This is a genomic window from Nitrosococcus watsonii C-113 (assembly GCF_000143085.1).
Lineage (GTDB): Bacteria > Pseudomonadota > Gammaproteobacteria > Nitrosococcales > Nitrosococcaceae > Nitrosococcus > Nitrosococcus watsonii.
This window is the reverse complement of record NC_014315.1, coordinates 1,388,241-1,403,695: the sequence shown is the minus strand read 5'-3', so window position 1 is coordinate 1,403,695 and position 15,455 is coordinate 1,388,241. Positions and strand designations below refer to the sequence as shown.

Sequence of the window (15,455 nt, the reverse complement as noted above, 5' to 3'; positions counted from 1 at the left end):
TTAGCCTAAATCTGAACGCACCCCTATGAGTCAACACCTTACCCCGCCTGTTTCGCCTATCGCCCTTGCCTTACCTGTTGCTTGTACCGGAGCTACACAAAGCCTGCTGGTAATTGCGTTGCCGATTATCCTCGCGCTTACTGAGCTCAACATTGGGCAGCTAAGCCCCATATTAGGGCTCGCGGCCCTCGGATTCTTGGTAGGTGGCTATGTTTGGCCACGGCGGGTGATACGAGGGCAACGTCGCCGATTGTTGGGCCGGCTCTTACTCGCTGCGGCAATTAGCCAGATGATTTTTGTCGTTGCCTTATTCGCTGGTGCGCTAGGATTGATCGGGACGATAACGTTAGCAGGGATATTATTCGCTGCCCGGTTAACCTACGGGCTTACTGCTTCAGGCGTGTTCCCCACAACCCATGCCTGGCTAGCGAGTGAATACCCTGAACATGCTCGCCATGGAGCACTGACACGCATGAGTGCTACCGCGAATGCTGGCCGGGTACTCATTCCCTTAACGGCGGCGGTACTAGCTATGCATTGGCCGGAGGGAATACTCGTCCTGCTGGTAATTCTGCCGCTTATCGCCCGACTGCTGTTGCCCCATGAAGTTGTCTCCCAAGAGGATATGGCATTCACCGTGCCGGTAAATCGATGGCCAGAAGCAGCTATTGCGCTGCCAGTAGTGCTCATCCACATGAGTCTGGGGCTTGCGGAATTTATCATTGGCCCCTACCTATCTACTGAATGGAATATCGTCCTTAGCCACGCACCGGTGTATACAGCCCTGCTTCTTGCAGGTATAGCCGCTTGCATGGTGATTACCCAACTCGTTAGCCTCCATTACCGCCTTAATCCCTATTCTCTGCTAATATGGGCACCCGTAGGCATGGCACTGGGTACGGCCCTTGCCGCCGCTTATCCGCCGGCCCTACCTGCCGGCCTGGCGTTAATGGCCATTTCCCTTGCGCTGATACTGCCCGCTTCAGCTGCTGGCGCTGCCGCTAACCGCAGCCTGCACACTCAAGCACAGGCAGGCGCCGATCTCTACACCGCCCGCATCCTTGGGCATTTGCTTGGCGTCACGGCAGCAGGTCCCCTGTTTGAAATTGCTACCCATCTGCCCCTTGTCACTGCAGCGGTCCTTGCGCTTATGGCTATTCCAGCCGGAGCCAAACTGCGACAAGCATTGGCCACCGGCGCCTGAATTCAACTTAAAGAGTGCTTGAATACACTACGACTCCGACTCCCTGCCTATAACAAACGGGCGAAGTAAAACAGCGTAGGGACGCGTCGGAGCTTAGGGTGGAGAGAGGATAGAAGCTAACTTAAACTAGAGAGGGCTTGGCGCGAAAAATCCGCGCCAAGCATATACCACTAGATTTAGGCAACAGTGAAATAATCGGGAAGATTAGCGGTAACTTCACTCGCTTCAATTCCAACCAGTTGAATGCCGTTATCAGCTCCCAAATCAATCATAGATCCGGCTACGGACTCATCACCTGATTCATCAGTATAGTCACTTACCCGGGATGAAAAGTCGTCAGCGCTCTGAATGTCTGTACCGTTGATATTAGCGGAAATGATGAACTGATCGGTTTCCGCGTTGAATCTATTCACCGTATCAGTGCCATCATTGCCAGTATAGAAGATCTCGTTGGAGTTCTCGGGATCGCCGGAGTAGTTACCATAGATAATATCGTCCCCCCCCTGACCATAAATTTGGTTATGACCCGAGCCACCGGAAATCCAGTCGCCACCGTCTCCGCCCAGCACGACATCATCATCCTCGCCAGCAAAAATGACATCCGATTGATCGCCCCCCATAATCAGATCATTACCATTAGAGCCATAGAGCGCATTCGTCCCGGTCACGCCGTAAATGGCATCGTCTCCTTCCTTGCCAAAGAGTTGATCGCTGCCTTCGCCACCCCATAGAAAATCATCACCTTCGCCCCCATCAAGCCAATCATTGCCGCTGCCCCCATAAATAAGATCATCACCGGCTTCGCCGAAGACCAGATCATTGCCTGCTTCCACATAGGCCACATCATCGCCTTCTCCCAGATAGGCAATATCATTGGAATAACCCATCCTAACACCATCGTCGCCAGCACCGGCAAATACCACTGAGGGTCCAGAAGTCCGTATCACATCATTTTCCTCGGTGCCGAAAACTAAACCGCTACCTTCGTGCAAAAAATCAGCCATTTGTTAACTCCTAGTTTTTTAAAATAATGCTTTCCGGGGGACATGCCATAGGGAGTAATGCCGCGAAGATTGGAACGACATGCCACCACCAGATCGCTTTAAAATTATTTATTTTCTCGCAGCAATAATAATATTAACAATAGTAATTAGCATTTGTATTAAAAATTTTTATTTAATTATACACGCCTGCCCCGCCACCGCCACCGCCACACTATTATTCCTCCCGCATGGCCCGTGCTAGCATATCGGCAATAGGTTTGGCCACATAACTGGCAAAGGTTCGTTCACCCGTCCTGATCATGACCTCAGCCGGCATGCCGGCGAGCAGTTGTATATTGCGGTTCATGTTCTTCTCACCTGTCGCCGTCACCTTAATACGCGCCTTGTAGTAACGTTCGCCGGTGATTTCATCCTCGAAGGCGTCGGCGCTGATATGCACGACCTTACCTTCAATGACATCGGTCAACCGTTGGTTGAAAGCACTGAAACGAATCTCCGCATACTGCCCGGTATAGATATTATCAATATCTCGATCAGGAATACGCGCTTCGACCACGAAATCACCTCCCGAAGGCACAATAGACAAAACCGGCTCGCCAGGGCGAATCACGGCGCCAAGCGTATGTACCGCCATCCCAACCACCGTGCCAGTAACAGGGGCGGTGATGGTCGTGCGTTTGATTTGTTCCTCAAGTGCGGTCATGCGCTCTTCGGCATCGGCAATGCTAGCCTGAGCCTGGCGCAGTTGCTCGCCAACCTCTTTCTGAAATTCTTGCTGCTCAAGCCGCTTCTGAGTCTGGTTTTCACTGATCCGGGACTGCAGGCGCACGATCTCCGAGCGATACTGGGCAATTTCCCCCTGAATCCCCAGAATTTTCCGCTCCAGCTCGCGTAGCCGCTGGTTACTTACAAAGCCCTCCTTGAACAAACGGCGTAAGTCCTTGGCTTCTACCCTCAGTGAGGCTGCCATGGATTGGCTTACCTTAATCATGGATTGCAGACCGTCAATCTGCTCTTTCATCTGCGAAATCTGCTCGTCAAACCCATGGAGGGTTTCTGCAAGTGCTTCGCGGCGGGCCTGAAATAGGGCCTTCTGAACAGCTAACACTTCTTTAACACGGGGAAAACGACTATTGCGCAAGGCTTCGGAAAACTCGATGGAACGAGCCCCCCGCTGCTCGGCCAGCAAACGCACCCTGGCAACTCCACTGGTCAAGTACTGCATGCGCGCTATTTGCAGTTGGGATAGCACCCGGGTTTTATCGAGGACCAGCAAGGTATTTCCAGCTTCCACCTGATCGCCATCCTGAACCCATATCTCTTCGACGATTCCCCCTTCAAGATGCTGAATGGTTTTTTTAAACGATTCCACGGAAACCGCTCCTGTAGCAACGACGGCAACAGCAAGATCGGCGGTAAGAGCCCAGCCTCCAAAACCGCCAAAGGCGAATAGCAGAATGACCATCCCCAGCCGTCGGTAATATTTATCAGAGGTAGGAAGCAGCTGGTCTGATACGGATGGGGTCATGACCTTTTGCCGGGACGGGCCGGTATCAAACCTGTGTAAGGGAATATTTTTCATTTAATCTTGTTCCCGAGGCGGCGAATCCATACTACTTATGCCCCTGCCCTGGATGGCTGCTAGACGGCTGACCGCCGGCTTTCCACCCTTCGCCAGATTAGTCTTGGCAAGCTGGGCTAGCACCCGATCACGAGGACCCAACATACTGAGCTGTCCCTCCCTGAGCATGAGCAGCTTATCCGCCTGTCTAAGGATACTTTGACGATGGCTGATCACAAATAACGTAACCCCTTCGGCCTTAAGCTGCATGAGCGCCTGCCCTAGGGCGCGCTCGCCAGTATCATCAAGGTTTGAGTTGGGTTCATCAAGAACGACCAGAACAGGATCGCCATAAAGCGCTCGCGCCAAACCCACGCGCTGACGCTGCCCCCCGGAAAGCGCCCCGCCAGAAGCACTGATATAGGTATCATAGCCATTAGGCAATTTAAGGATCATGGTATGTATGCCAGCCTTTTTAGCCGCGGCCACCACCTTGCTCGAGTCAATATCACCGAAACGGGCAATATTCTCACTGATAGTGCCGTCGAATAGCTCGATATCCTGGGGCAAGTAGCCGATAAAAGGGCCCACTTCATCCCGGCTCCACTGGGCAATGTCAGCCCCATCGAGACGCACCTTGCCAACCTGCGCTGGCCAGATTCCCAGCAGTACCCGGGCCAAGGTCGACTTGCCAGAGGCACTAGGTCCAATGATGCCGATATGCTCCCCCTTGGCCACTGTAAAATTAAGGCTACGGAGAGTCGCCATGGGAACACCAGGCGGCGCAGCTGTTACATTTTCCAATGCGATCTCCCCCTGGGGCGCTGGCAACGACATGGGACGGGATTCTTTTGGCGTCTGCTCAAAAAGATCATGGAGACGTTGATAAGCGCCGCGCCAGTTAGCAAAGCTCCGCCAACTGGCCATCATCTGATCAATGGGCGCCAAGGCGCGGCCCATGAGGATCGAACCGGCAATCATCATCCCGGGGGTTAGGCTACCTTGAAGCACCAGCCAGGCGCCCAAGCCGAGAATCAGCGACTGAAACAGCAGCCGCAGTATCTTGGAGAGATTAGTCAGTGTGCCAGCCCGATCACTGGCTTGGGACTGCTGGGCCAAAAAGGTATGATGCTTGCCAGCCCAGCGCCCCATAAGACCCGGCAACATACCCATGGCATGGAGCACCTCTGCATTCCGCAGATTACTGCTGGCTAGCTCCTGGGCCTTGATATGGTCCCTATTGGCCGAGGCCAACAACGCCTTGGTGGCCTTTTCGTTGATGATGGCCAAGGACAACAAAATAACAGCCGCGCCAGTAGCAAAGTATCCCAGCCAAGGATGGAAAAGGTAAAGTATTCCCAGGTAGATAGGCGCCCAGGGAGCATCGAAAAAGGCGAACAGCCCATTGCCGCTCAGAAACTGGCGGAGCTGGGTCAAATCGCTAAGTGGTTGCGCCGTCTGCCGCCCCTGGCTCAATACGCTACGCTGGAACATGGCACGATAGAGGCGCCCGCTGATTAAGGTATCGAGACGATTACCCATACGAATGAGAATTCGTGAACGCACTAACTCCAGTCCACCCAGAATAGAAAACAGGAAGATCACCACCAGAGTCAGTACTAGCAAAGTCTCTTCGCTGCGGGTAATAATGACGCGGTCATAGACCTGCAGCATGTAAAGGGGCGGCACCAGCATGAGCAGGTTAATGAATAGGCTGAAAAAGCCCACCGAAAAAAAAGAGCCCTTACAAACCTCAAACGCCCTTCTCAGATCCGAAGGTTCTTTTTGCTGGGCCATTAGAAATAGTCTATGGAAGCAAGCAGTTTAAAAGCTTGATGGCGAGGGTAACTTGTCTAACCGGGCCCGACGCCTCCGCCCCTTCCGCCACCAGGTATAGACCCCGGTAACAAACAGCAATGTCGGCACCATGCCTGCCACCAACACGACTAAACGGCCCGGCAAGCCCAGAGCAGTCCCAATATGCAGAGGATACTTGAGATCTGCTAGCTGCTGGCCAGGACCACCGCGTGCCTCATCGTGGGCCATGAGTACTTCACCAGTGGCGGCATCCAAGGCCACGTAGCTGGTACCATTCGGGTGCGGATTATCTGGATGCCTTAGCCTGACAATAAAAGGGACTGACGGCTGTACCGGAAACTGGAGCCAGGTAGCCCTTTCATCCCCCATGGCCGCTTCCGCTATGTTAAGTAGCTCGGCTGGCGATTTCGATAGGGACTGCAAAGGGGAAGATTCAATGTGCGGCGGCTCCGGCAAACCCGGACCACCCAACAGAGCAATCAGTGCGGCATTGGCCTGTTCATGAAAAACCATGGCCGCGCCCGTTAGAGCGCTGCTAAAAAGTAGCAATAATGAAATTAGACCCACCGAACGATGGAGCGCAAACCAGCGGACTACCCGCGCCTCCGTGCGAGGTAGGCGCAAGGTCTTCAATAACCGCCGCCAGCCAGGCCAGGCAAGCCACAGCCCGGTTACAACCATCAACAGCAGGATCAGGCCCAGTATGCCATTAGCGAGTAGACCTTGTGCTCCTGCTAATAAATGCACATGCAGATCATGTAGAAATCCCAGCAGCCCGGCATGCTCTCCTCGAACGCCGAGAATATCCAAACGCCAAGGATCAATATAAACCCGCTGCAGCGCCTCGTCCTTTACCCAGTATTCGATGCTGTGATTGGGCTCGCGGGGCAAACGTACATACAGCAAAACAGAACTTGGAAACGCAGACCGAATCTTAGTGGTTGCTTCATTCAGCCGAATGGGGCCAGGTTGGGGTTCGACTTGCCAAAGTTCCGAATTAAAATAAGCATCGAGTTCATCATCGAATACCAGCACGCTGCCGGAGAGTCCGGAAATACAAAATAATGCTCCAGCCATCAACCCAATCCAGAGATGCGTTTTCTGCAGCAAACGAGACATGTCCGTAAATAAACGTGTGTTTTTCTACCAATTCAGCGCATAGCTGATGCGGACGGTGCGGCCTGGACCTGTAGAGAAAGCATAGGGTAAACGGCCAGCTTGACTAACAAGGGGGAAATAATCGTTATTGAGCAAGTTTTTCACCGCCACGCCCAAATAACCTGGCCCCACTTTAAAGCGGCTGATCAAATCAACGATGGTGTAGTCATCCACCTCACCGCCGCCGAATTGAGTCGAATCCGGGCTTCGATCACCCACATACAGCACCTGCATTCGGTTATCCCACCAGGACCAGGGGCTATATTCCAGGAAACCAGTCAATTTCACCGGTGGAACGCGCGTGTTGGGTAAATCTTCTTCATAGTCGTCATCATCATTGAGATCCACTTCACCGGCTACCCAGGTAACAGTGCCACCGGTATTCCACTGGGAGTTGAAGCGGTAAGCCAGAGTGCCCTCAGCGCCCCAGATGCGCTCAGGCTGTTTCACGATACTCAGATCCCGGTTAAAAGTCGTCCCGTTATTGGAGGTGCTGTAGAAACCGGCAGCGGAAGCTTGTAGCGGGCCTCTGCCGCCCCGCAAGCCGATTTCGTAACTGTTGACCTTCTGTGCATTGGATTCAAGTTGGCCAGCGCTAGTAATGGATGAGTTCGCATCCCGGATAGCGCGACCAATATCCGCCACCGAAAAGCTCTGGGAAAAACTCCCAAATGCCTCAATTTCATCAGTCAGATAAAATACGGCGCTGGCATTGAAAAGGGGTTTGCCGTAATTTAGGGTATCACCCCGCACAAGCGTGCCACCCCGATTGACTATATCGTCAATATCCACTGAAATATGTTCATATCGAAAACCCCCTCGCAGCAGGCCAAGGTCGCTCAACGGCAATTCCAATTCCAGAAAGCCCGCGAGAGCATTTTCCTGCATATTCGGAACCACCGTGGGACCATCTATGCCCGCCTGCACGGTCTCATCCCGCAGAAAGTCGATCCCCCAAATGAGGCTAAAATCATAATCCCGCACAGCCAGGGGCGTATCAATGGTCAAGCGGGTGCCATATTTTTGTGACTGAATTTCAGTCTGGGCAAAACCAGGAAATTTGGAAAAACGCGCAGTCAAATCCCCATAGTAAGCATTGAGCTTAACGTGGCTACCCAGCAAGTCACGGTTAATGTAGTGCATGCTAGCAAGGGTATTGGTAGTACCGGGATCAGCAGCGTTGAAACTGCCTGGCACAGCGGGTGTTTTAATACCCTGATTCGGATCGCCGAAGGCGAAGGTAAAATCCGTGTCTTGCTTGATATTGAAATGGTTAACAAGAAACTGCAAACGCTGGCGATCTTGATCGAAATTGAAGCCGAATTTACCTAATATATTGTATTCATTAGTATCCGCTAGTCCACCCTGGTTGCCGAGGGGATCGGGAGGAATGCGATCACCATCAGCATCGAAGTAGCCATTGCGCTGAATAAAGGTTCCGGAAGCCAAGTAATCAATATTATCCTTGGTGCCGGAAACGCGCTGGGTGGTTTGCCAAGCGGCGGAATCATCCAGGTGCTCGGTTGAAACGCGGACGCTAGCTTGAGAATAGCCCGCCAGAGCCTCTTTAGCGGGCTTCTTGGTAATGATATTGATAAGCCCCCCAGCCGCGCCAAAGCCATAGGCTGCGGTCCCTCCCCGTATCACTTCGATGCGTTCTATCGCGTCCACGTCAATGGTGTTGAGATCCCGGCTGGATGATCGCAAGGGGGTAGACTGGGGAATACCATCAATCAACACCAGGAAATCACGGCCCCGCAATGTCTGACTAAAAGAGGACAGTGCCTCTGAGCTAGGACCAAGGCCCGGCACGGTTTTCGCTAGGACATCGCCCAAATTTCGGGCTAGGCCCGCTTGTTGCTGGATCTCCTGGTTGGTCACCACCGTTATTGAACGAGTCAGTTGGGAAATGGGGGTTTCAGTACGGGTCGCCGTAACCACCATCTGCTCCAGTCCTACGCTTTCCTCTGGAGTGTCCTGTGCCAATGCACTGCCTGGAAGAATCCCCCCCATAAGCAAAAAATTAACGATGGGTAAAACACGCCGCTTATTATTGGAATGAAATGATTTGGGCATCTTGCTTTTAAAAAATATAGAAAGTAATGATTTAATTGCTAATGATTATTCTTTAGATTTTCTATCATATTAATAGGCATGTCAATACAAATACTATAGATAAATTACACAGTGCCCTTTAGATAGGCTCAATAGAAATAGAAGGGGAGTAAATGCCAAGCTGGCTTTAATGAGGAGAGGCAGATTTTCAAGATTTCTTCAAGTCTATCAAGCTTATAATACCCATCCCCACCACCGCTCTGCATAAGCGGAATAACTATGAAAGTGTTATTAGAAATAACTTTCCGTCATTGAACTCTTTCTTGATCGAGATGTTTTACTTGGGGTAAATCATAACCATCTCGGGCTAAGTACATCACCATGCGGACACTCCCATCCGCTTGCTGTTCATAGAGATAATTGATCTGAGGCAGCGCCTCAGCCATTTGCATGGGAAACTGAAGTTGAAATTCCTCAGCGACGGTAGCATCCTGATGATTGACAGCAACGCGACATAAAGTTGCGCGACAATCCACATCCTCTAAGTTAGCTTTTACCTGGTTTTCATTCTCTAAATACTGGGTAATCAGGCCGCTCGTCTTAGTTGACCATTGAGGATCAATATTCTCTGATAAAAAAACACGTTCCATCATTTCCATGCGCTTGCGGTATTTATAATCCTCTTCCTCAGCAGCCGCGACCATATCTTGCTCAGTAAGCTGCGCCGAAGCGGGGGAATCCACCTCATTCTCTGCATTACTACCGTATTCACCTTTACCAGGAAGGCTTTCAACTCCTCCCCGCAAAACCACAACTTCTTCCTTTAGCTTCACTATTTCTTGCTGCAAACGGCTCGAATCAATGCTGGTTTGCTTTAAAGCGGCTAATTCCGCGTTGAGTCGAGCCACATCTTTTTTCAAAGCCATGAGGGCAGTCCCACCGCCGTAATCATTGTTTACACTCTCCTCCGTTAACATTATTTTGCCCGGAAGCGAAGTTACATCGGCTGGAGTACTAAATAAAGTGATATAAACAATTATGGATAATGTAGCAAGTCCGCCAGCAATAGCAATGGTCAGGAAGCGGGATGCCTTCATGATGCTCTTCTCTATCTCAACTCTCTCTTAATAATGGGAAATGTACCACCTAATACTTGCCTGCCTGCCCCAATAGATTTTGGGGCAACTTTGGCTAGTTATTATTGAGTATTCTTTTCACCTATCCAGATAGTATTCAAGACACCTTGGGGGGGAAGGTAGCAGTACATCGAATAGCTACCCCAATAATCATCACTGGTGATATTCGGGATGGAGAGCCAACCGCTATTAGTACGGCTACCTGTTCTAGACTGGCGCGTCGAACCATCAGCATTCTGACTATAGAGCACACAACTAACCATACCTGTCCCCGTGTAATACAATACTGCCTTATCAGTACCCTCAATATTGCCAACCTGATCCACCAGGACAGGGCAGGAAATATACCGTCCAGCGTTGGCATTATTTTTGATTCCATCTACTTGATAACTGAAATCTCCCGCCTGAGCGCCATAGTAATGAGTGCAATAACTGCCATTGTAGGATTTTCCATCTATGGCATAAGCATTCCCGTAGAGAGCGAAGCTTCCAAAACAGGCTAATAAGATGATCAGCTTAATTGATTTCATTTGTCTTCTCCTAAACAAGGGGGGATCCCATAGGGCGGCATCATATCGCAGGCATGATACTCCAAACAAGGTATAGAGATTACCGGAACCGTATTTTCCGGGTCGCAAGAACCGTTTATTCGTACTATTTTTCTGGCTTGCGCACACCGCAGCATACGAATTCTCCCCATACCATTTTCCACCATACTGGGACATTTCTCCTTAGCGTTTCTCAATGCTCCATTTCTTTTTTACGCCAGAACAAGGGAATGTCCTTGCGGTAATGGCGCAGGATTAAATTAGCGGCTAATCCGCTCCAGCCAGTCTGATGGGCCGCCCCTAAACCTTGCCCGGTTTCGCCATGGAAATATTCGCAAAATAGCAGCAAATCCTGCCAGTGGGGATCATTTTGGAAGGGACTATCCGCCGGAAAGAGGGGCCGGTCACCCTGGGGCGAGCGGCGAAAGATATTCGCCAAGCGATCGGCCAGCAAGCGAGAAATCTCTTGCAGGGTCAATTCCTGGCCCCCGAGGCATGGCGCAGGGACTTTAAAATTATCCCCTAGATAACGATGAAATTTCTCTAGGGCCTGGAGCAAGTAATAATTGGTGGGCATCCATACCGGCCCCCGCCAGTTGGAGTTGCCGCCAAATAACGGTGATCGCGACTCGCCAGGCTCATATTTAATAAGCGCCTCGCCAATCCCTGGCAACATCCCCAGATCGTGCTGGGTGGCATGGAGCCGGCTTACGCTGCGGATACCATAAGGAGACAGGAATTCCTCCTCGCTCAATAGTCGCTGCAATAGGGCGGGTAACATGATGTGATCCACCAGGGATAAAAGATGCTCACCCCGATCATTAACTCGCGTAGGGCAAGCACAAATCGTATGACCATCAAAAAATCCCCCTGGATATTTCTCTAGCAAAGCCTGAAAGCGGGGTGCCTTGGCAAGCAGCCGGGAATCAATGATTTCGCAGGCAAAAAGGGGAATCAGTCCCACCCAGGAAAACACATCAATGCGCCGGTACTGGCCGTTTGGCTCCAGGATAAGGTCTTTGAAAAAGTTATCCTTGGGATCCCATAGGGAGGGGCCATGGGCACTATGGCCGCCGATCACATTGGCAATCGAGAGAAACTGAACATAACATTGAATGGCGATATCTTCGTAATCCGGATCTTCGGTGGTGATTTCCAAAGCCATGACCGTGAGATTCAAGGCAAACATGGCCATCCAACCCGTGGCATCCGCCTGCTTCAGCCGGTAGCCGGTCGGCAGAGGCTGGGAGCGGTCATACACTGAAATATTGTCCAGTCCCAAAAAACCGCCCTCAAACAAGCCATTTCCTTCACTATCCTTACGGTTGAGCCACCAAGCATAGTACAGCAGGAGTTTGTGTAGCACCCGCTGCAGGAAGCCCAAATCACCTTGGCCCCGCTGGACCCGCTCGGCCCGAAAAACCTTGAGGGCACCGGCGGCATGAACGGGCGGATTCACATCGCCAAAGGCCCACTCATAGGCGGGAATCTGCCCATTAGGGTGTAAATAATCTTCCCGCAATAGCAGCTCCATCTGCTGTTTAGCGAAGTCCACATCCATCAAGGCCAGTACGCCGCAGTGAAAGGTAAGGTCCCAAGCGGCAAACCAGGGGAATTCCCAGCTATCGGGGACTGAGAGCACAGCAGCCGCCTTGAAATTCCGCCATCGTCGGTTACGTCCCTTCCTTCGGCTTGCCGGGGGCGGGAATTGGTCCCCGTCCAGCCAGCGGGCTACATCGTAATGAAAAAATTGCTTGTTCCAAATCATCCCCGCCAGGGCTTGGCGCAAAATCTGCTGGTCCTCGTCAGTTCCCTCCGCCAGTAACTGTCGAAAAAAATCATCCGCCTCGGCTTGCCGTTGGGTTAACCTTTCAGAAAACCCAGCAAAAGGAGTTTCCAGGGGCTGGGACGAGAGCATGAGTTCCATGCTTGCTTGCCCCCCGCCCGCCACTGTCACTTGATGCCAGGCGGCAAATTTCGTCCCCTCCTCGGCTCCGTTAACCGCCGCTTCCTCCCCCTGGATCACATAGCGGTGAAAAGCATCCTTCACCCAGGGCGAGGGATTGGGCTGACCCCATAAACGCTGGGCATGGCTTTCATTTTCCGTGTAGAGGCCCTGGGCAGCTTGCCGCCCATAGAGAAAATAACTTCCCAAAGTGGAATGAACGGCTCGCACCGCCCACTCCGCGCCCGCCGGAGCCGAGATCCCCCGCAAGTGGGGTTTTTCCCCTTCTCCACCCCAGGACCAGGTATTCCGGAACCATAGCGTGGGCAAGAGGTGGAGGGTGGCTTCCTCTGGACCGCGATTGTGGACCATGATCCGCATCTGGATCTGCGTCGGCGTCACCTTGGCATATTGGACCGCCACATCCCAGTAACGGCTATTATCAAAAACGCCCATATCCAGCAGATTTAACGTAGGCTGCTCCCGGCTTCGCCGAGCATTTTCCGCCACAATTCGGGCGTAAGGGTACTCAACCTGGGGATATTTATAAAGATAATGCAGCCAACTATGGCTCGGGGTTCCATCCAAGTAAAAATAATATTCCTTCACATCCTCCCCATGGTTCCCCTGATTGCCGGTCAGACCAAAGGCCCGTTCCTTGAGGATAGGATCACGGCCATTCCACAGAGCCAGGGCCAAACACAACCGCTGTTGTTCATCGCAGATACCGCCCATGCCGTCTTCGCTCCAGCGATAAGCTCTGGAGCGGGCTTGATCGTGGTCAAAATACTCCCAGGCGGTACCCCCCGGACTATAATCCTCCCGCACGGTGCCCCAGGCTCGCTCGGATAAATAAGGGCCCCATAGGGACCAATTCTCCTGGCCCTGGCGCTGAGCGGCGAGACGTTGCTGTTCGGCGCTGGCTATTATTTTTTCCTCAGCCATGAAGGCGCTCCCATTACGTTAGTGATTTATCTTTAGCCTGTTCAAGCTGCCACCAGGTTTGGAGTACACAGGCTACCGACCAGGCTTGGGCAGGGGCTCCCCGAGGCCGATGAGGAGGTGCGCCATCGAAAATTTCACTCACCGTGCCAAGACCGACATCCAGAAGGTGATCCCCGATAGGCGTTAGTAGATTCTGGGCTGCTGCTGCATCCCCCTGGACTCGGTAATGGGCCAAGGCGTAATGACCCAACAGCCAGGCCCACACCGTCCCCTGATGATAGGCCCCATCCCGGGCCCAAACATCCCCCTGGTAGTGGGGTTGATAAGCTGGATGGGCGGGCGAGAGGGAACGCAGTCCGTAGGAACATAGCAGCTCCCGTCCACACTGGCGGACTATCCCGGCCTGGACGGTGGCGTCAAGAGGGCTATGGGGCAAGCTCACCGCTAAAATCTGATTAGGCCGGACGGCCCCATCCGCTCCTTCGGGGCCATCAATAACATCCCATAAACCCTCCCCTTCCGGCTTTATAAAACGCTGGAAGCCTTGTCGAACTTTCATGGCCAAATCTCGGTAGGGCAAACTGGACTGACCCAGCGCTTCCGCCAGGGAAGCCATGGCCCACAAAGCATTGAACCACAGGGCATTGATTTCCACCGGCTTGCCCTGGCGCGGCGTGACCACCCATTCACCCACCTTGGCGTCCATCCAGGTAAGCTGCAACCCCGGTGCCCTGATAGCAATCAGCCCATCCGCCGGGTCCATGCCAATGCCATGCCGAGTCCCTTGTTGGTATTGCCGTATAATTGCTTCTAGCACCCCAAACCAGCGCTTGAGCGCCATTCGGTCATCCGTGGCCGCCACATAAGCCCGCCAGGCTTCAATAAACCAAAGCGCACCATCGGCACTATTATATTCCGGTGTCTCACCTTCGCCTGGAAACCAGTTTGGCAGTAGACCCTGGTCAATAAACCCGGCAAACGTCTCTAAAATCCGGCGGGCGCTCTCAAAGCCGCCCGTCACCAGAGTTAGTCCCGGCAAGGCGATCATGGTATCCCGGCCCCAATCGCCAAACCAGGGATAACCGGCAATCACTGATTCCCCGTTTGGATGGTCCGGGAGGGGACGGGCAAAGAGAAAACTATCCGCCGCCAACACTAACCGCCGAATCCAGGAAGGCGCTTTAAACTTTTCCTTAATGTTGGTACTGGCCCGGCTTAACACTTTAAGGTCATGGGCTTGAAAACGCTCCATGGCTTCTTCCAGGGAAGAAGTCTCTGGTTGGAGGCTGGCCACCACGCCTACCCAACCTTTCCAGAACAGATTCAGTTCAGCCCGCCCCACACAAAGATGGCGATCACGATCCGGCAAGCCCCGTTCCCGCTCCAAGGGGAGATCAAAATCTTCAATCCAAGACAGCTCCCGGGTGATGAAACCGCCTTGGGCACGAAAATACAAACTGAACCAGTGAGGATGAATCACCCGTAGCCGATCTACCTCCTCTCTAATCACTGGACTCAACACCCCAGGCGAGGTGGTACCGTGATGATCCCGAGCGTTCACCAGCAGCTTGAGGCGAAGCCGAACGGAACTGGTGGAGGAAGACGGCGGATTAACCAACCGATAGGCCAGATAAGTGGTATGGGCGCCTGGTTCCAGCCAGAGGCGCATGTCTACGCCTAAATCACCTACCGTAAAACGCCAAACCGGCATTCGGCCTTGCAGTTCAAAGGACTCCAAATGGACATGGCCCCTCGGATCAACCGCGCCGCTCCCCCAACGATTGGTAAATAGAGGGATTACCTGGTCCTGGTAAAGTAAACTTGCCTCAGCTTTGGCAAATACTAGAAAACGGCCCAGAGGCGGTTTCAGCGGGGCAATCAACAAACCATGGTAGCGCCGCGTCAGGGTTCCCGCCACCGTGCCGGCAGCGTAACCGCCAAGCCCATTGGTAAGCCACCACTCACGCCGCTCTCCCTGCGCGAGATCGCCACAGATCTCCCGGCCAAAACGGATAGCGGGGGGAAGAGTCAAGGTCATAACAATTTATTCTAGCTGACACAGTGGAGACTTAAACACAAAT

The 15,455-nt window shown here is 52.6% G+C and carries 10 protein-coding genes; 1 reads left to right on the top strand and 9 read right to left on the bottom strand.

What is annotated here, in order from left to right; translation table 11 throughout:
- Positions 1-25 precede the first annotated feature (25 nt).
- Complete coding sequence (locus tag NWAT_RS06395) at positions 26-1,204, top strand: MFS transporter (protein WP_013220320.1); 1,179 nt, start codon at positions 26-28, stop codon at positions 1,202-1,204.
- Positions 1,205-1,380: 176 nt separating this feature from the next.
- Here the strand turns inward: NWAT_RS06395 and NWAT_RS06390 are convergent, their stop codons facing one another.
- The 9 genes from NWAT_RS06390 to NWAT_RS06350 form a co-directional block, all read right to left on the bottom strand.
- Positions 1,381-2,208: a calcium-binding protein gene (locus NWAT_RS06390; RefSeq protein ID WP_013220319.1), complete on the bottom strand. Its 828-nt coding sequence runs from the start codon at positions 2,206-2,208 to the stop codon at positions 1,381-1,383.
- A gap of 214 nt (positions 2,209-2,422) precedes the next feature.
- On the bottom strand, positions 2,423-3,790 hold the full coding sequence (locus tag NWAT_RS06385) for an HlyD family type I secretion periplasmic adaptor subunit (RefSeq protein ID WP_013220318.1): 1,368 nt from the start codon (positions 3,788-3,790) through the stop codon (positions 2,423-2,425).
- On the bottom strand, positions 3,791-5,566 hold the full coding sequence (locus NWAT_RS06380; RefSeq protein WP_013220317.1) for a type I secretion system permease/ATPase: 1,776 nt from the start codon (positions 5,564-5,566) through the stop codon (positions 3,791-3,793). It lies immediately after the preceding gene.
- Positions 5,567-5,593: 27 nt separating this feature from the next.
- On the bottom strand, positions 5,594-6,706 hold the full coding sequence (locus NWAT_RS06375; protein ID WP_013220316.1) for a PepSY-associated TM helix domain-containing protein: 1,113 nt from the start codon (positions 6,704-6,706) through the stop codon (positions 5,594-5,596).
- A 24-nt stretch (positions 6,707-6,730) separates the two neighbouring features.
- Positions 6,731-8,821 carry a TonB-dependent receptor gene (locus NWAT_RS06370; protein ID WP_013220315.1) on the bottom strand — a complete coding sequence of 697 codons (2,091 nt, stop codon included), beginning with the start codon at positions 8,819-8,821 and terminating at the stop codon, positions 6,731-6,733.
- A 287-nt stretch (positions 8,822-9,108) separates the two neighbouring features.
- Entirely contained in the window at positions 9,109-9,897 is a 789-nt protein-coding gene (locus NWAT_RS06365; protein ID WP_013220314.1) for a hypothetical protein, read from the bottom strand.
- A gap of 101 nt (positions 9,898-9,998) precedes the next feature.
- On the bottom strand, positions 9,999-10,466 hold the full coding sequence (locus NWAT_RS06360; protein WP_013220313.1) for a hypothetical protein: 468 nt from the start codon (positions 10,464-10,466) through the stop codon (positions 9,999-10,001).
- 211 nt (positions 10,467-10,677) lie between these two features.
- A complete protein-coding gene (locus NWAT_RS06355; RefSeq protein WP_013220311.1) occupies positions 10,678-13,374 on the bottom strand; it encodes an MGH1-like glycoside hydrolase domain-containing protein in 2,697 nt (898 codons plus the stop codon).
- Between the two features lie 13 nt (positions 13,375-13,387).
- The gene (locus tag NWAT_RS06350) at positions 13,388-15,412 is read right to left on the bottom strand and encodes an amylo-alpha-1,6-glucosidase (RefSeq protein WP_013220310.1); all 2,025 of its coding nucleotides are present in this window, start codon (positions 15,410-15,412) and stop codon (positions 13,388-13,390) included.
- Positions 15,413-15,455 lie beyond the last annotated feature (43 nt).

Bases quoted from the DNA above. Each gene is read 5' to 3' on its own strand.
- NWAT_RS06355 (WP_013220311.1), bottom strand. From the start codon at position 13,374: ATGGCTGAGGAAAAAATAATAGCCAGCGCCGAACAGCAACGTCTCGCC.
- NWAT_RS06360 (WP_013220313.1), bottom strand. From the start codon at position 10,466: ATGAAATCAATTAAGCTGATCATCTTATTAGCCTGTTTTGGAAGCTTC.
- NWAT_RS06390 (WP_013220319.1), bottom strand. From the start codon at position 2,208: ATGGCTGATTTTTTGCACGAAGGTAGCGGTTTAGTTTTCGGCACCGAG.
- NWAT_RS06380 (WP_013220317.1), bottom strand. From the start codon at position 5,566: ATGGCCCAGCAAAAAGAACCTTCGGATCTGAGAAGGGCGTTTGAGGTT.
- NWAT_RS06365 (WP_013220314.1), bottom strand. From the start codon at position 9,897: ATGAAGGCATCCCGCTTCCTGACCATTGCTATTGCTGGCGGACTTGCT.
- NWAT_RS06385 (WP_013220318.1), bottom strand. From the start codon at position 3,790: ATGAAAAATATTCCCTTACACAGGTTTGATACCGGCCCGTCCCGGCAA.
- NWAT_RS06370 (WP_013220315.1), bottom strand. From the start codon at position 8,821: ATGCCCAAATCATTTCATTCCAATAATAAGCGGCGTGTTTTACCCATC.
- NWAT_RS06395 (WP_013220320.1), top strand. From the start codon at position 26: ATGAGTCAACACCTTACCCCGCCTGTTTCGCCTATCGCCCTTGCCTTA.
- NWAT_RS06350 (WP_013220310.1), bottom strand. From the start codon at position 15,412: ATGACCTTGACTCTTCCCCCCGCTATCCGTTTTGGCCGGGAGATCTGT.
- NWAT_RS06375 (WP_013220316.1), bottom strand. From the start codon at position 6,706: ATGTCTCGTTTGCTGCAGAAAACGCATCTCTGGATTGGGTTGATGGCT.